General features: G+C 73.0%; 21 protein-coding genes. 16 read left to right on the top strand and 5 right to left on the bottom strand.

All coding sequences use genetic code 11. The annotated features are described in order from the left end of the window. Positions 1-12 precede the first annotated feature (12 nt). Together ABEA43_RS54575 and ABEA43_RS54570 are read left to right on the top strand one after the other, a co-directional pair. Positions 13-579, top strand: a complete 567-nt coding sequence (locus tag ABEA43_RS54575; protein ID WP_345574927.1) for a helix-turn-helix domain-containing protein — start codon at positions 13-15, stop codon at positions 577-579. A gap of 46 nt (positions 580-625) precedes the next feature. Beyond that, entirely contained in the window at positions 626-1,153 is a 528-nt protein-coding gene (locus ABEA43_RS54570) for a GNAT family N-acetyltransferase (protein WP_345574925.1), read from the top strand. Here ABEA43_RS54570 and ABEA43_RS54565 read toward each other — a convergent pair. After that, on the bottom strand, positions 1,137-2,063 hold the full coding sequence (locus ABEA43_RS54565) for a MurR/RpiR family transcriptional regulator (RefSeq protein WP_345574923.1): 927 nt from the start codon (positions 2,061-2,063) through the stop codon (positions 1,137-1,139). The two genes, ABEA43_RS54570 and ABEA43_RS54565, sit on opposite strands and share 17 nt — an antisense overlap. A gap of 64 nt (positions 2,064-2,127) precedes the next feature. Between ABEA43_RS54565 and thrC the strand changes: the two genes are divergently transcribed. After that, positions 2,128-3,204 (top strand): threonine synthase, encoded by a 1,077-nt coding sequence (thrC, locus tag ABEA43_RS54560; protein ID WP_345574921.1) that lies wholly within the window; start codon positions 2,128-2,130, stop codon positions 3,202-3,204. Between the two features lie 15 nt (positions 3,205-3,219). On the opposite strand, the gene ABEA43_RS54555 is transcribed toward thrC, so the two are convergent. Beyond that, a complete protein-coding gene (locus tag ABEA43_RS54555; RefSeq protein WP_345574919.1) occupies positions 3,220-3,624 on the bottom strand; it encodes a winged helix-turn-helix transcriptional regulator in 405 nt (134 codons plus the stop codon). A 99-nt stretch (positions 3,625-3,723) separates the two neighbouring features. Here ABEA43_RS54555 and ABEA43_RS54550 point away from each other — a divergent pair, with 99 nt between their 5' ends. The 10 genes from ABEA43_RS54550 to ABEA43_RS54505 all read left to right on the top strand — a co-directional run bounded on the left by ABEA43_RS54550 (position 3,724) and on the right by ABEA43_RS54505 (position 11,381). Further along, on the top strand, positions 3,724-4,548 hold the full coding sequence (locus tag ABEA43_RS54550; protein ID WP_345574917.1) for an NAD(P)H-binding protein: 825 nt from the start codon (positions 3,724-3,726) through the stop codon (positions 4,546-4,548). 196 nt (positions 4,549-4,744) lie between these two features. Next, positions 4,745-5,383 (top strand): DNA/RNA non-specific endonuclease, encoded by a 639-nt coding sequence (locus ABEA43_RS54545; protein ID WP_345574916.1) that lies wholly within the window; start codon positions 4,745-4,747, stop codon positions 5,381-5,383. A 91-nt stretch (positions 5,384-5,474) separates the two neighbouring features. Beyond that, positions 5,475-6,083, top strand: a complete 609-nt coding sequence (locus ABEA43_RS54540) for a biotin transporter BioY (RefSeq protein WP_345574914.1) — start codon at positions 5,475-5,477, stop codon at positions 6,081-6,083. A gap of 7 nt (positions 6,084-6,090) precedes the next feature. Continuing rightward, on the top strand, positions 6,091-7,452 hold the full coding sequence (locus ABEA43_RS54535) for an AMP-binding protein (protein WP_345574912.1): 1,362 nt from the start codon (positions 6,091-6,093) through the stop codon (positions 7,450-7,452). 1 nt (position 7,453) lies between these two features. Beyond that, positions 7,454-8,602 carry a thiolase family protein gene (locus ABEA43_RS54530; protein ID WP_345574910.1) on the top strand — a complete coding sequence of 383 codons (1,149 nt, stop codon included), beginning with the start codon at positions 7,454-7,456 and terminating at the stop codon, positions 8,600-8,602. Between the two features lie 71 nt (positions 8,603-8,673). Then, positions 8,674-9,348, top strand: coding sequence for an energy-coupling factor ABC transporter ATP-binding protein (locus ABEA43_RS54525; protein ID WP_345574908.1), 675 nt, complete (start codon positions 8,674-8,676; stop codon positions 9,346-9,348). Next, entirely contained in the window at positions 9,345-9,950 is a 606-nt protein-coding gene (locus ABEA43_RS54520; protein WP_345574906.1) for an energy-coupling factor transporter transmembrane component T family protein, read from the top strand. The genes ABEA43_RS54525 and ABEA43_RS54520 overlap by 4 nt, the downstream gene beginning before the upstream one ends. A 53-nt stretch (positions 9,951-10,003) precedes the next feature. Next, on the top strand, positions 10,004-10,369 hold the full coding sequence (locus ABEA43_RS54515) for an ArsR/SmtB family transcription factor (protein WP_345574904.1): 366 nt from the start codon (positions 10,004-10,006) through the stop codon (positions 10,367-10,369). Further along, positions 10,369-10,986, top strand: a complete 618-nt coding sequence (locus tag ABEA43_RS54510) for an SRPBCC family protein (RefSeq protein WP_345574902.1) — start codon at positions 10,369-10,371, stop codon at positions 10,984-10,986. The genes ABEA43_RS54515 and ABEA43_RS54510 overlap by 1 nt, the downstream gene beginning before the upstream one ends. Continuing rightward, positions 10,983-11,381, top strand: coding sequence for a VOC family protein (locus ABEA43_RS54505; RefSeq protein ID WP_345574900.1), 399 nt, complete (start codon positions 10,983-10,985; stop codon positions 11,379-11,381). Before ABEA43_RS54510 ends, ABEA43_RS54505 begins: the two co-directional genes overlap by 4 nt. A 58-nt stretch (positions 11,382-11,439) precedes the next feature. Here ABEA43_RS54505 and ABEA43_RS54500 read toward each other — a convergent pair whose 3' ends face one another. Further along, entirely contained in the window at positions 11,440-12,276 is an 837-nt protein-coding gene (locus ABEA43_RS54500; RefSeq protein ID WP_345574898.1) for a helix-turn-helix transcriptional regulator, read from the bottom strand. Positions 12,277-12,378: 102 nt separating this feature from the next. On the opposite strand from ABEA43_RS54500, the gene ABEA43_RS54495 reads away from it, so the two are divergent. After that, entirely contained in the window at positions 12,379-13,101 is a 723-nt protein-coding gene (locus ABEA43_RS54495) for an SDR family oxidoreductase (RefSeq protein ID WP_345574896.1), read from the top strand. 8 nt (positions 13,102-13,109) lie between these two features. Continuing rightward, a complete protein-coding gene (locus ABEA43_RS54490) occupies positions 13,110-13,478 on the top strand; it encodes a hypothetical protein (RefSeq protein WP_345574894.1) in 369 nt (122 codons plus the stop codon). Positions 13,479-13,506: 28 nt separating this feature from the next. Here ABEA43_RS54490 and ABEA43_RS54485 read toward each other — a convergent pair whose 3' ends face one another. After that, a complete protein-coding gene (locus ABEA43_RS54485; protein WP_345574892.1) occupies positions 13,507-13,830 on the bottom strand; it encodes a MarR family winged helix-turn-helix transcriptional regulator in 324 nt (107 codons plus the stop codon). 24 nt (positions 13,831-13,854) lie between these two features. Here ABEA43_RS54485 and ABEA43_RS54480 point away from each other — a divergent pair, with 24 nt between their 5' ends. Further along, complete coding sequence (locus ABEA43_RS54480; RefSeq protein WP_345574890.1) at positions 13,855-14,595, top strand: NAD(P)H-binding protein; 741 nt, start codon at positions 13,855-13,857, stop codon at positions 14,593-14,595. A 20-nt stretch (positions 14,596-14,615) separates the two neighbouring features. Here ABEA43_RS54480 and ABEA43_RS54475 read toward each other — a convergent pair. After that, on the bottom strand, positions 14,616-15,645 hold a 1,030-nt coding region (locus ABEA43_RS54475), incomplete at its 5' end, for an MFS transporter (RefSeq protein WP_345574888.1).

Below are 15,645 nucleotides of genomic sequence, written 5' to 3'. Positions count from 1 at the left end.
ATATTCCCGTATGTGAGAGAAGCTGAGGAGATCGAGGCGCGGCTGGCCGGTCGGCTGGCCGAGCTGCGCGTCGAGCGGGGCTGGTCGCTGGAGGAGCTGGCGAGCCGGTCGGGGATCAGCCGCTCGACGCTGTCGCGGCTGGAGCGCGGGCAGATCAGCCCGACGGCGGCCCTGCTGGGCAAGCTCTGCGCGGTCCACGAGCGGACGATGTCGCGGCTGCTGGCGGAGGTGGAGTCGGAGCCGCCGCAGGTGGTGCGCGCCGGGGCGCAGGCGGTGTGGCGGGACGAGGAGTCGGGGTTCGTGCGCCGCTCGGTGTCGCCGCCGCACCCTGGCCTGCGCGGGGAGGTCGTCGAGGGCACCTTGCGGCCCGGGGCGGACATCGCGTACGACGCGCCGCCCGTACCGGGGCTGGAGCAGCACATCTGGGTGCTGGAAGGGGCGGTGGAGATCACCGCCAACGGTCGCACGCACACCGTGGAGGCGGGCGACTGCCTGCGCTTCCGTCTGTGGGGCGCCTCCCGCTTCCGCTGCCCGGGGCCCGGGCCGGTGCGGTACGCGCTGCTGATCGTCCTCCCGTGACCGCCTGTTCATCACGGCCATCGACCACCTGATGCGAAGGAGCCGCATGCACACCATCGACCGTCTGTCCGCCGCGGATTTCAGCGCCTGCGTCAAGGATCTCGCCGAGCTCCTCGTCGACGCCGTGGACGGCGGCGCGTCCGTGGGCTTCCTGGCGCCGTTCGGCCATGAGGAGGCCGCCGCCTGGTGGCGGGCCCAGGCCCCGGCGGTGGCCGGCGGCGACTTCATGGTCTGGGTCTGCCGTGACGGCGGCCGCGTGGCCGCCGTCGTCGGCCTGGTCCTGGCCGCCAAGCCGAACGCCCGCCACCGCGCGGAGATCGTCAAGCTCATGGTCCGCCGCGACGCCCGCGGCCGGGGCCTGTCCCGTGCCCTGCTGGCCACCGCGGAGCAGGCCGCGCTGACGGCCGGGGCCGGCCTGCTGCTCCTGGACACCGAGACGGGCAGCGTGGCCGAGCATGTGTACGCGAGCGGCGGCTGGACCCGCTACGGCATCGTCCCCGACTACGCCGGATCCCCTGACGGCACGCTGCGGGACTGCAGCTTCTTCTACAAGCGGCTCACAACGTCTGCGTGAGCGCGTCGAGGTCGGCCAGCCGTTGCGCGGGGGCCAGCCGGGCGGCCGTGGCGACGAGCAGCAGCTCGGTGACGGCGATCTCGTGCGCGAGCGGCGCGATCGGCCCGGCCGCCTCGCGGGGCAGCCTGATCAGCACCTCGGCCTGGGCGGCCAGCGGCGACTCCCAGGCGTCGGTGACCAGCACCAGCCGCGCGCCGCGGGCCCGGGCGGCGGCGGCGAACCTGGCGGCGGCAGGGGAGTAGCGGCGGAAGTCGTAGGCCACGACCACGTCGGATCCGCCCAGCTCCAGCACGGTCCTGGCGCGGGCCGCCGCGGAATCCGGTACGCGGTGCGCGCCCGGGCGCAGGCTGGCGAGCTGGCGGATGAGGTATTCGGCGGCCAGCTCGCTCAGCGGCCCGCCGAGCGCCCACACCGACCGGGCCTCGGCCAGCACGGTCGCGGCGGCGTCGAGCAGCGGCTCGGACAGGGCGGCCAGCGTCCCTTCCAGCCCTGCCCGCAGGTCCTCGGCCGCCCGCTCCAACGCGGAAACCGCACCCTCCCCGCCCGCTTTCGCCGCGCCCCGCTCAGCGCCGGGCGCCGCGACCACAGGCGTGGACGCGTCGGGCGTGCCGGTACCGAGTGTGCGGGTGCCGGGGCCGGGGGTTCGGGTGACGAACTCGTGGAGGCGTGACCGGTCCCGGGCCCCGTCCCTGACCGCCGCCTGGAAGTCGGCGAAGCCGCCGTACCCCAGCCGGTCGAACAGCCGCGACGCCGTCGGCGGGCTGACCCCGGCCCGCTCGGCCAGCGCCCGCAGCGAGCCCAGCGCCGCGAACGGATAGTCGTCGAGCAGCACCCGCACGATCGCCCGCTCACCGGGCGGCAACTCGGGATAGACCGCGCCGAGCCGGGCGGCCACCGGATCATTCTCCACCTGTCAAATGTTACATCACCTCCCGTATTCCGGCATGGAAGAAACAGATGTTACGGTGCTGGGCATGACTACCTGGCATGGTCTGATCGACAGCGATTACCGGCGCTGGCTGCCGGTCACCGACGACACCCCCTCCATCTCCCTGGGCGAGGGCAACACCCCGCTGCTCCGCTCGGCCCACCTGTCGGCGCTGACCGGCTGCGAGGTCTGGCTGAAGGTCGAGGGCGCGAACCCGACGGGCTCGTTCAAGGACCGCGGGATGACGGTGGCGATCAGCAGGGCGGCCGAGGCCGGCGCCGAGACCGTCCTGTGCGCCTCCACCGGCAACACCAGCGCATCGGCCGCCGCCTACGCCGCCCGCGCCGGGCTCACCGCCGCCGTTCTCGTCCCCAAGGGGCAGGTCGCGCTCGGCAAGCTCAGCCAGGCCGTACGCTACGGCGCCCGCATCGTGGAGATCGACGGCACGTTCGACGACTGCCTGCGCGCAGCCCGCGAGCTGGCCGCGGACCACCCGATCGCGCTGGTCAACTCCGTCGGCAACGAGCTGCGCCTGTCCGGCCAGCGCACCGTCGCCTACGAGATCGTGGACGCGCTCGGCGACGCGCCCGACGTGCACTGCATGCCGGTCGGCAACGGCGGCAACATCACCGCGACCTGGGGCGGCTACCGCACCTACCGGTCGGCGGGCCGGTCCACGCGGCTGCCTCGCATGTGGGGCTACCAGGCGGCCGGCGCGGCCCCGCTGGTGCTCGGCGAGCCGGTGGCGGTCCCGCGTACGGCGGCCACCGCGATCAACATCGGCAACCCGGCCACCTGGGACGGTGCGATCGCCGCCCGCGACGAGTCCGGCGGGCTGATCGACGCGGTGAGCGACGAGCAGATCTTCACGGCGTACCGGATGCTGGCCGGGCACGACGGCGTGTTCGCCGAGCCCGCGTCGGCGGCCGGGGTGGCCGGGCTGCTCGACCGGCACGCCCGCGGCGCGCTGGAGCCCGGCCTGCGGATCGTGATCACGCTCAGCGGCAACGGGCTGAAGGACCTGGACGCCTCCATGCGCGACGGCTACACCGCGACGGAGGCCTCCGCGGCCACCTCGGACGTGGCCCGCGCCCTGGGGCTCGCCACGCTGAACCCGGCCTAAGAGAGGAGTGCCGGATCAGGCTCGGCGGCCGCGATGCTGCTCCCTGGTGTCGTAGTCCTGCCGGGCCCGTTCGACCTCGTCCAGGTTGACCGACCACTCGGACAGTGCCGCGAACAGCGGTGCGAGGCTTCGTCCCAGTTCGCTGATCTCGTACTCGACCCGCGGCGGCACCTCGGGGTGGTAGGTGCGCACCACGAGCCCGTCGCGTTCGAGCTGCCGCAGCCGTTCGGTCAGCACCTTGGGGGTGATGGTGACGATCCGGCGCTGCAGCTCCACGAACCGATGACGCCCGTACTCGTGGAGCACCCACAGGATGGGAGTCGTCCAGCGGCTGAAGACGATGTCGACCACCGGGGTGATCGGACACGCCAGCTCCGGGGGGACATCGACGCCGTCCGCCGGAATTGTGCTGTTGGTCACAATGACCCCTTCTTCCCATTACTTTCCTATAGGTACCTACTATCCCAGCGCTGCTAGCTTCCGACGAGTCCGCAGAGGACTCGATGACTGGGAGCGAACATGATTGTGGTGACCGGAGCCACGGGCAACGTCGGACGGCAGCTCGTGCGGACGCTCGCAGCAGCGGGCGAGCAGGTGACGGCGCTGTCGCGCAAGATCTCAGAACAGGACGTGCCCGCGGGGGTGCGGCACCGGCAGGCCGACCTGGCCGAGCCGGAGAGCCTCGCCCCCGCCCTCCATGGAGCCGGCGCGCTGTTCCTGCTGACCTCCGCGGATTTCATGGCGAACGGCGATCTCGATGAGATCCTGAACGTCGTGCGGACGGCCGGCGTCCCCCGGATCGTGCTGCTGTCGTCCCAGGGCGTCGGCACGCAACGCCACTCCTCGCATCTGGAGGACGCCGTCAAGCGGTCGGGCCTGGGGTGGACGATGCTGCAGCCGGGCAACTTCGACTCCAACGCGCTCCAATGGGCCGGCTCGGTCCGTACGCAGCGGGTGGTCGCGGCGCCGTTCGGCGGCGTCGCGGTGCCGGCCGTCGATCCGGCCGACATCGCCGAGGTCGCGGCCGTCGCCTTGCGCGAGCCGGGCCACGAAGGCAACACCTACACGCTGACCGGCCCTGCGCCGATCTCCCCCCGGCAGCAGGCCGCGGCGATCGGGGACGCCCTGGGCGAGCCGGTGCGGTTCGCGGAGCTGAGCCGTGCGGAGGCACGGAGTCAGATGCTCGGCTACATGCCCGAGCCGGTCGTCGAGGCCACGCTCGGCGCCCTTGGCACACCGTCCGCCGCCGAACAGCGCGTCAGTCCCGACGTCGAGCGGCTCCTCGGCCGTCCGCCCCGGACCTTCGCCGATTGGGCGGGACGCAACATCGCCGCCTTCGCATGATCCTCAAGAACGGATTCACAGCCCGACCTACCTGCGCTAACTACTAAAAGTAGCCATTCAGTAACGTTATGTGATTCATCCCTCGGGCACGTATGTCGGAACAAAGCCGACGAGGCGGCCGATAGGGCGATTCGCCCTGTCCTGTGGTCACTCCTGAACCGGCGAAATCCCCCATTTCACGAGAGGAACGACCTCCGTGCCCGTTACCCGTGTGCCCACTGCCCTGCGGGGCGCGGCCGCCGTACTCGCGCTCGTCGCGACGTCCACGACGGCCGCCCCCGCGTACGCACCCGACGCCGCCACCTGTGAGCGGCTCCTGACGCCGGACCACACCTACCGAGCCAACCAGCACACCTTCACCACCGACCACCTCGGACGCCCGATCGACGCCCTGGCCAAGACCCTGACCGCGAAGGCCGCGCAGCGCGGCGAGTGCGAGAGCACCGTCGGGAACTGGGGCGGCCGGGGCGACTGGCAGGGCGGCCACCTCATCGCCGCCTCCTTCAACGGCGTCAGCAGGCGCTACAACCTGGTCCCGATGCGCGGCAGGCAGATCAACCAGGGCCTGATGAAACGCGTCGAGAACGGCGCCCGCGCCTGCCTCGAAGGCGACGGCACCGTGGCCGACTACCGCGTACGCCTGCACTACGCCGACAAGGACGCGATCGCGCCCGACCGGATCCAGATCACCATGTCACCGCGGATCTCCAACGTGTCCAGGAAGGTCGCGCTCACCCTGCCCAACGAGAACCTGCCCGCCGCGCAGCTCAAATCCTGGGAGACCAAAATCACCGACGCCTTCCACGCGGCCCGTTGCGGCAGGGAGGGTCTGTAGGACGGGTATCGGTCGTTCGCAGATGATCGCGCGGAAAGTTGTGGGATCCCTCCATGACCGAAGCGTGTCGTTCTGGTGTGGGATCGACCTCATGAAGGATGCAGGAAGACAGCGCAGGTTCCCCACGGGGGACCTGGCGAGGGTGGCCGTGTTCGCCGCGCTGATCGCGGTGCTCGGCCTGCCCGGGTCGCTGAACGTGTTCGGCAACGCGGTCCCCATCACGCTGCAGACGCTGGGCGTGATGCTGGCGGGCGCGATCCTCGGCACGTGGCGGGCCGCGCTGGCCGTCACGGTGCTGCTCGTGCTGGTCGCGGCGGGTCTGCCGCTGCTGTCGGGCGGCCGGGGCGGGCTGGGCGTGTTCGCCGGGCCGTCGGCGGGCTACCTGATCGGCTGGATCCCGGGCGCGGCGGTGACCGGCTGGCTGGTCGAGCGCGCGGGCCGCAGTCCGGGGATCGTCCACCTGGTGGTGGCGTGCCTGGTGGGCGGTGTGGGGGTGGTCTACCTGTTCGGCGTTCCCGTGCAGGCGCTGGTCACGGGCGTGCCGCTGGGCGCGACGCTGTGGGCGGCGGCCGTCTTCCTGCCCGGCGACCTGATCAAGGCGGTGGTGGCGTCCGTGGTGGCCAGGGGCACGCAGCGGGCCTACCCGGACGCGGTGCCCGCCGTGCACCACGAACGGCTGCGTACCGGCGGGGGGCGTTGACCCTTCGATGCCCGTCGCCGAACACGTGCTGCGGCATGCCGCCGAGCGCCCCGCGCGCCCGGCGGTCCGCGGCCCTCAGGGCGAGCTCACCTACGCCGAGCTCGCCGAGAAGATCAACGGTGCCGCCCGGCACCTGCTCGGGCAGGGGTCCGGCCGGGGCGCGCTGGTCTCCGTCGGCCTGGACGACCCGGTCGCGTTGCTGACCGCCGCGCTGGCGGCGGATCTGGCCGGCGCCACGCCGCTGGTCGGTGAGCCCGACTGGGATCGCGCGCGGTGGGCGCGGGTCGCCGGTGCGGTGGACGCCCACGTCGGCGCGCCGCTGCCGTACGCGGAAGGTCCGCCGGTGACGCCGCGGGCGGCGCCCGGTGATCGGGCGTGGGCCTGCTTCACCTCGGGCAGCACCGGGCGACCGCGCGCGGTGGTGCGCACCCGCGCGTCGTGGACGGGCTCGTTCCAGCATCTGTGCGACCTGACCGGGATCGGGCCCGATGACGTCGTGCTGATCCCGGGCCCGCTCTCCTCTTCCCTGTACGCCTTCGCCGCCGTGCACACGCTGGCCACCGGCGCGACCGCCGTGCTGCCCGGTCGCTGGCCCGGCGGGTCGCTGGCCGGCCACCTGGCCAGCGCCAGCGTCGTGCACCTGGTGCCGCATCGGCTGCCTGACGTGCTGAAACAGCCGGGTACGCTGCGCACGGCCGTCGTCGGCGGCGCGGCGCTGGACGCCGGGGCGCGGGCGGCGGCGGCCTGCGCCGGGGTGGGGGTGGTGTCGTACTACGGCGCCACCGAGCTGTCGTTCGTGGCCGTGGACGCCGACGGTGGCGGGCTGCGGCCGTTTCCGGAGGTGGAGATCGAGGTCAGGAACGGGGCGCGGGAGAGGCCGGGCGAGGTGTGGGCGCGTTCGCCATGGCTGGCCGACGGTTACCTGGGCGACGCGGCCGGGCCGCTGCGCCGGGACGCGGGCGGATGGGTGAGCGTGGGCGACATGGCGGAGCCGTACCGGAGTGGGGAGGTCCTGCGGGTGCGCGGCCGTGGTGACGGCGCGATCCAGACCGGCGGCGCCACCGTCGTGCCCGAGGACGTCGAGGAGGTGCTCAGGAGGGTGCCCGGCGTGGGGGACATCGTGGTGATCGGCTCGCCGCACCCGTACCTGGGGGCGGTGGTCACCGCGGTCCTGGAGTCGGACGGGGTCGCGCCGCCGTCGCGGGCGCTGCTGGAGGCGACGGCCAGGGGCGGGCTGGACACCGCCCAGCGGCCCAGACGCTGGTACGCCGTGCCGAGCCTGCCGCGCACCCAGGGGGGCAAGCCCGCCCGCGCGCTACTCGCAGAACGGCTGGCCGGCGGCGATCCCGACATCCGGCGGCTGTCCTGACATGAACCGACATAGTCTTGCCAAGATCGGCGGCGGTGCCGCGCCGGTCGTCGTGGCGGCGCGCAGGACGCCGATCGGGACGGCCGGTCACGCGTTCAAGGAGCTGGCGGTCGAGCGGCTGGCCGCCCCCGTGATCGCGGCCGTGGCGCGCGACGTCGCCGGGCGGCGGGCCGACGACGTGGTGCTGGGCAACTGCATGGGCCCCGGCGGGAACGTGGCCAGGGTGTCGGCGCTGGCCGCCGGCCTGGGCCACGAGGTGCCGGGGCTCACCGTGGACCGGCAGTGCGGCAGCGGCCTGGCCGCGATCCTGGTGGCCGGGCAGGCGGTCCGCGCCGGGGAGATGGATTTCGTCATCGCCGGGGGCGTGGAAAGCGCGTCGACCGCGCCGCTGCGTACGCACCGGGGGGCGGCGCAGCCGTACGACAGGGCGCCTTTCGCGCCGGACGGCCACCCCGACCCCGACATGGGCCCGGCCGCCGAGGCCCTGGCGGCGGCGTGCGGCATCAGCAGGGAGCGCCAGGACACCTACGCCTGCCGCAGCCACGCCAAGGCGCTGGCCGCCTGCTTCGACGAGGAGATCGTCGCGATCGGAGAGCGGTCGCGCGACCAGCGACCGCGTCCGCTGCGGGCGGCGTCGCTGGCCCGGCTGCCTGCGGCGTTCGTGGCGGGGGGTACAGTGACGGCCGGTAATTCCTCCCCGATCAGCGACGGCGCGGCGGCGGTGGCCCTGGTGCCCGAGCGGCTGCGCGCGGGCCTGCCGGGGATGCGGCTGGTGGCCGGCGCGGTGACGGGGTGCGATCCGGCGCTGCCCGGATGGGGTCCGGTGCCCGCCGTGCGGCGGGTGCTGGCGCGGGCGGGGGTGGACATGGATCGGATCGCGGCAGTGGAGATCGTGGAGGCGTTCGCGGCGCAGGTGCTGGCCGTGACCGACGCGCTGGGGCTGGATCCGCTGGGCGCGGACGGGGAGCGGGTGTGCTCGGGCGGCGGTGCGCTGGCGCTGGGGCATCCGTGGGGGGCGACGGGCGCGGTCGTGGTGACCCGGCTGTTCAGCCGGCTCGTCCGGGCGGGCGCGCCTGCGGGGACGATGGGCTTGGCGGCGGCCGCGGTCGGCGGCGGGCTGGGCGTCGCGGCCCTGTTCGAGGTGGTGTGAGTGGCCGACATTTCCGGCATGGGTGATGTGCCCGGCGTGGCCGGGAGCTGCGGGGGAGACGGTGGTGTGAGGTGATCGAGTTCGCCGACGTGCATGTGCGCCTCGGCCCGCGTGACGTGCTGCACGGCGTCAGCGCCCGCCTGCCCGAGCGGCGCGTCGGCGTGGTCGGCGCGAACGGCTCCGGCAAGAGCACGCTGGCCCGCCTGATCAACGGCCTGGCCCTGCCGACGTCGGGCACCGTGACCGTGCTGGGCCTGAACACCCGCCGCGACGCGGCGAAGATCAGGCGCGGCGTCGGGTTCCTGTTCACCGACCCCGACGCGCAGATCGTGATGCCGACGGTGGCCGAGGACGTGGCCTTCTCCCTGCGCCGCAAGGGGCTGACCCGCGAGGAGGTGGCGCGGCGCGTCGAGGCGGTCCTGACCAGGTACGGCCTGGACGGCCACGCCGACCACCCGGCCCACCATCTGTCGGGAGGCCAGAAGCAGTTGCTGGCGCTGTGCTCGGTGATGGTGCTGGAGCCGGAGATCCTGGTGATGGACGAGCCGACCACGCTGCTCGACCTGCGCCACTCCCGCCAGGTCGCCGCCCTGCTGCGCGACCTGCCGCAGCAGGTGCTGGTGGTCACGCACGACCTGCCGCTGCTGGCGGACTTCGACCGGGTGCTGGTGCTGGACCAGGGCCGGGTCGTCGCCGACGGTGCCCCGGGCGAGGCCATCGGCCACTACCGGAAGATCATGTCGTGAACGACCTCACCGGCGCCTACCTCCCCGGCGCCTCGCCGCTGCACCGGCTCCCGGCCGGGGTCAAGCTGGCCGGGCTGGCGGTGGCGTGCACGACGCTGGTGCTGCTGCGCACGCCGGCGGCACTGGCCGTGGCGGGAGTCGTCGTGGCGGCCCTGTACGCGCTGGCGCGGGCGGGGATGGCGGCGGCCTGGGCGCAGGTCAGGCCGGTGCGCTGGTTCGCGGTGGGGCTGTTCGGGATGCAGTGGGTGTTCGCGGACCTGCAGAGCGCGGCCGTCACGGTGCTGCGCATCGTGCTGGCGGTGGCGCTGGCCGGGCTGGTCACGCTCACCACGCGGACCTCGGCGATGATGTCGGCGCTGGAGCGGTGCCTGTCGCCGGTCAGGTTCGCGGGCCTGGACCCGTTCAGGCTGTCGTTGCTGCTGTCGCTGACCATCCGCAGCGTGCCGGTGGTGGCCGGGCTGGCCACCCGGGTCAGGGAGGCGCAGCGGGCCAGGGGCGTCGAACGCAGCCTGCGCGCCTTCGCCGTGCCGCTGGTGGTCAGCTCGCTGCGGCACGCCGACGCCCTGGGCGAGGCGCTGAGCGCCCGCGGCCTGGACGACTGACCCGCCTAATACCGGGTTTGACTTATATAAGCACTGCCTGAAATACTCAGGTCGTGCACGCATTCGACGTCCTCGGCGATCCGGTCCGGCGCCGGATCCTGGAGCTGCTGGCCGGCGGGGAGCAGAGCTCCGGCGAGGTCACGACCGTCATCCAGAGCGAGTTCGGGATCTCCCAGCCGGCCGTCTCGCAGCATCTGCGGGTGCTGCGCGACCACGGTTTCGCCAGTGTGCGGGCCCAGGGCACCCGGCGGCTGTACGCGGTGGATCCGGCTCCGCTGCAGGAGGTCGATCTCTGGCTGGAGCGCTTCCGCGGTTTCTGGAGCCAGCGCCTGGACGCGCTGGCGACGGAGCTGGCCCGCGGCAAGCGCGAACGCCGCAAAGCAGACGAGGCACCGGAAGACGAAGACAAGGACACCTGATGGACATCGTCAACGAGCTCACCCGGGCGCACCGCGAGTTGCTCGACGGCAAGCGCAAGGCCCTGGTGCTGCGGCGCCGCTACGACGCCGAGGTCACGGACGTGTGGGACGCCTGCACGGACGCCGAGCGCCTCGCCCGCTGGTTCATGCCGGTCACGGGGGATCTCAAGGTGGGCGGCACGTACCAGCTCGAAGGCAACGCCGGCGGCGAGATCCTGCGGTGCGAGCCGCCCGGCCTGCTCAAGGTCACCTGGCAGTACGGCCCGGAGCCCGCCTTCTCCGAAGTCGAGGTCACCCTGTCCGCCGAGGATGGCGGCACCCTGTTCGAGCTGCGCCACACCGCCGAGGTCCCGGAGGAGATGTGGGAGCAGTACGGTCCTGGCGCGACCGGCGTGGGCTGGGATCTCGCACTGCTGGGCCTGGCCCTGCACCTGGCGGGTGGTGAGCGGGTCGACGAGAGCCGCTTCCATCTGACCGACGCGGGCCGGCGCTACATCACGGCGAGCAGCGCGGCCTGGGGCGAGGCGTATCAGGCCACGGGCGCCGATCCCGACGCGGTCTCCACCGCCGTCGCCAAAACCACCGCTTTCTACGCCCCGGAAGAGGGTCCCGCATGACGCAGAAGATCACCCCGTTCCTGATGTTCCAGAAGGGCGACGCGGAGGAGGCGATGACGTTCTACCTCTCGTTGTTCGACGATGCCAAGATCGTCGCCATCTCCCGCTACGGCGCCGGGGAGTCGGGCAAGGAGGGCACGGTCAGGCACGCGACGTTCACGCTGGCGGGCCAGGAGTACATGTGCATCGACAGCGACGTCCAGCACCAGTTCACGTTCACGCCGTCGATGTCGCTGTACGTCGGGTGCGACACCGAGGAGGAGCTGCAGCGGCTGTACACGGCCTTGTCCGAGGGCGGGCAGCCGCTGATGCCGCTCGACTCCTACGGCTTCAGCACCAAGTTCGGCTGGGTCAACGACCGGTTCGGCGTGTCCTGGCAGCTCAACCTGCCGTGACCCGGCGCCTCGGCCTCGGGGCTCGTGATCACGAGGCCCGAGGCTGAGGAAGCCCTCCTCACACCGGCTGCAGTCCGATCACCCGCAGCATGTCGAGCGCCGTCGCTTCCGGGGATCCCGGTTCGGCCGAGTACACGAGCACGGTCTGGTGGCCGTCAGGGAGCAGCATGGTGTCGCAGTCGAGCGAGATCGTGCCCAGGCTGGGGTGCCTGATGGTCTTGGTCGCGGTACGCCATGGGGAGGACCGTCCCTCCCGCCAGAGCTCGTCGAACCGCGGGCTGCCACGACGTAGTTCGGCGATCAGCTGGATCAGGTCGAGGTCGCCGGGGTAGCGGGCCTGTGCGGCACGCAGCGTGCCGACCGAAGCGTAGGCGGCCGCGTCGTCCTCCTCCGGGCCCGCGGCGACCTGACAGCGGCTGCTGCCGAGGAAACGTTGCCAGATGAGGTTGCGCCGCCCCTGCGGCCAGGCGGACATGTCGCCTTGCAGCGCCGCCCCGAGGGGGTTCCAGGCCAGCACGTCTCCCTTGGCCGACAACACCAGCACGGGCAGGTCCGCCATGCGGTCCAGCAGCCGGAGCACGCTCGGCCGGACGACCATCGCGATGCGTCCCGCCTGGGGCGGCTCGTGGCCGGCGAGCCGGAACATCAGGTCGCGGTCGTCGTCGTCGAGCCGCAGGGCCTGGGCCAAGGCCGCGATGACCTGACGGGAGGGCCGCGGTCCGCGCCCCTGCTCCAGCCGGACCACGTAGTCGACGCTCAGGCCCGCGAGCATGGCCAGCTCCTCTCGGCGCAGACCTGGCACCTGGCGACGCGTTCCCGCGGGCAGCCCGACGTCGTGCGGTCGTACCCGAGCTCGGGCCGTGCGGAGTATTTCGGCGAGTTCTGCGCGGTTCACCCTTCGACTATGCCTCGCGGTTCGCCGCGTCCGGGTGGTACGGCCGGTCCTAGGCCGTACCGGTCCTGGTGGGCCCCGGCGCGCGCGGCCAAGATCGGCTCCATGACAGAAGTGAAGACAGTCGCGCTGGTCACCGGAGCGAACAAAGGGCTGGGCCGGGAGACCGTACGCCGCCTGGCCGGCAAGGGCTGGCAGGTCTTCCTGGCGGCGCGGGACCGCGAACGCGGCAGCCGGGCCGCCGAGGCGCTGGCGGAGGAGGGTGCCGAGGTGGAGTTCGTGGAGCTCGACGTCACCTCGGACGAGTCCGTGGCGGCGGCCGTGAAGGCCGTCTCCGAGCGGGTGGATCGCCTGGACGTGCTCGTCAACAACGCCGGCGTCGGTGGCCCGATGCTGAGCCCGGCCGACATGGACGCCGACGCGCTCCGGGTGCTGTACGAGGTGAACGTGTTCGGCCCGGTGCGGGTCACCCACGCGTTCCTGCCGCTGCTCCGCGGGTCGGAGCGGCCCCGCGTCGTCATGGTGTCCAGCTCCCTCGCCTCGCTGGCACGCGGCGCCGACCCCGCCCGCCCCGAGCACGGCTTCCTGAGCCTGGACTACGCCTCGTCGAAGGCGGCGCTCAACATGATCGTCTCCCAGTACGCCCGGGCGCTGCCCGGGTTCAAGGTCAACGCGGCGGACCCGGGCAACCCCGCCACCGACATGAACTATCACACGGGCGTCCACACCGTCGAGGAGGGAGCCGATGCCATCATCAGGTTGGCCACCTTGGACCCAGACGGGCCGACGGGAGGCTTCTTCGGCAGTGATGGCCCCGTCCCATGGTAGGAGTGAAGATGACCAAGATCCTGACGATCGGCCTGCATCCGAGCACGATCGACTACACCGCGTTCCCCGGCCTCGACGAGGCGACGCTCACCGCCCGGATCGAGCAGGGCGACGCGGCGCTGCGCGCGGCGGGCCTCGACACGGTGTCGTGCCAGGTCGGCACCGACCCGGACGAGGCAGAGAAGACCATCCGCGAACGGCTGCCCGAGGGGCCCTTCGGCGTGGTCATGATCGGAGGCGGGGTGCGCATGGTCCCTGAGCACACCCTCCTGTTCGAACGGCTGATCAACGTTCTGGCGGCGACGACTCCCGGGATTCGTTTCTGCTTCAACACCTCACCGGAAACAACGATCGACGCCATTCGCCGTTGGGTCTGACCTCGATGCGAGACCGTTCTCGTCCATCTCAAGTGATGGCCGGGTCGAGCAGGACGGTCGCCGAGCGGTGGATCTTCGTCAGCGCGCTGAGGAGATGTTCGCGTTCGGCCTCGGTGAGGTCGGCGGTGACCTGCTCTTCGAGCAGCCGCCGTTCCCGTTCGATGGGTGCCTGAAGGGCGCGTCCGGCGTCGGTGAGCCACAGCCGGACCAGCCGGTTGTCCCGGTCGTCGCGGCGCCGGGTGAGCAGGCCGGCCGCGGTCATCCGGGTGGCCGCCTTGACCACGTTGGCGGTGGTGACGTTCAGTGCGGCGGCGACCTCGCCCGGGGTGCGGCCGTCCTGCTTCCACAGCACCGCGACCCGGCCCGCGCCGCCGCCTTGCCCGAGCGGGCCGAGCGGGTCGTGGCGGACCTGAGCGACCCGGCGACGCTGCCGCCCGCCTTCGCCGGAGCCGACCGGCTGTTCCTGCTCACCCCCGGCATCGGCCTCGACCACACCAGGCACGCGGTCGCCGCCGCCCAGTCCGCGGGGGTGCGCCATATCGTGCACCTGTCCTCGTTCAACGTGCTCGGCGATCCCATGCCCGCCATGGGCCGCTGGCACCACGAACGCGAGCAGGCCATCCGGGCCTCCGGCATCTCGGCCACGTTCCTGCGGCCCGGCGGCTTCATGACCAACGCCTTCGACTGGCTGCCCACCATCCGCCAGGCGGGCTGTGTCCTCGACCCGGCAGGACCCGGCCGATACGCGCCGATCGACCCCGCCGACATCGCCGCCGTGGCCGCCCTGGCCCTGACCGGTGACGGCCACGAAGGCCAGGAATACGTCCTCACCGGCGAGGAGCCGTTCACCATCACCGAACAGGTCGAGATCCTGGCCGCGGCGGCCGGCCGGGACATCGCGATCCGGCCGGTGACCACCGCGGAGGAGGCCGTCGCCGCCCGGTTTCCCAACGGGGCGCCGCCGGCGCTGGCCGAGGCCATCGTCGAGGGGTTCCACCTCACGCGCGCCGACACCGCCGGATTCCGTACCGGCACCGTGGAGCGCCTGCTCCGGCGCAAGCCCCGCACCTTCGCCGCCTGGTGCGAACGCAACGCCGGCGCCTTCCGGGTCGCCTGATCCACACGTCCGCAGCGTCGTCAGCCGGACTGGAGGACCGACGGGCGATCCGGCGTCCGGGCCTGCAGCATCGTTCCGAGCAGCCGCGGCGCCACGGTCGCCACGAGCAACGCCAGGACCGCGGGGATGATCAGGGCGGCGGGCAGTGTGGCCGTGCCGGCGACGTACCCGATGACGGCGGGGCCGACCAGGCCGCCGCCGTAGCTGATGGTCGTGACCGCGGACAGGCGCTGCGCGCCGATGCCGGCGGCGCCCAGCGTGCTGGTCACGATCGGCCACACCACGGCCATGCCGGCCCCGGCCAGCGCCCAGCCGGCGATGGCGCAGGCGATGCCCGCCTGCGGAGGGCCGGGCAGCTCGCCGGAGAGCAGGACCAGGCCGGCGCCGGCGGTGGCGGTCCACCCGGCCAGCCGGATGCTGGTCACGGCGCCGGCCCTGGCGCGTACGGCGTCGCCGACGAAGCGCACGAGCGTCATCGCGACGAAGAAGACGGTGTACACCAGCGATCCGGTGGCCGCGTCCGCGCCGAGCACCCGGGTCGCGTGCACGCCCGCCCAGTCCGTGGCGGCGCCCTCCGTGATGAAGGCGGCCGCCCCGACCACGCCCAGCATGACCACGACTCGCGGCTGGAGCGGCGCGGGCTCCTGGGCGACCCGCGCCGCCGGCGGGCCGTCCGCGCCCGGCAGTCCGCGCAACCGGGTGCCGGTCAGCAGCATCGCCACCGCCACGGCGGTCGCGCCCGTCGTCATCAGCGCCTGGACGCCGACGCCGTGGTGCAAGGACGTGGTGACGGCCGCGCCCCCGGCCACCGCTCCCAGCGTCCACGTGCCGTGCAAGGTGGCCATGACGGGCCTGCCGAGCGCGCGTTCGACGGCGATCGCCTCGATGCTCAGCGCCACGTTGAGCACCCCGGACGCGACCCCCATCGCGACGGCGGCGACCACCAGCCACCCCACGGACGGCGCCGCGGCCGTGCCGAGCACCGCGAGCACGGCGGCCAGCAGGGTCAGCCCCAGCAGCCGCCGCCCGCCCCACCGCGCGGCCAGCCAC

It is taken from the genome of Nonomuraea rosea, assembly GCF_039539705.1.
Classification (GTDB): Bacteria; Actinomycetota; Actinomycetes; order Streptosporangiales; family Streptosporangiaceae; genus Nonomuraea; species Nonomuraea rosea.
The sequence above is the reverse complement of the archived record's forward strand: the minus strand, read 5'-3'. Positions and strand labels throughout refer to the sequence as shown.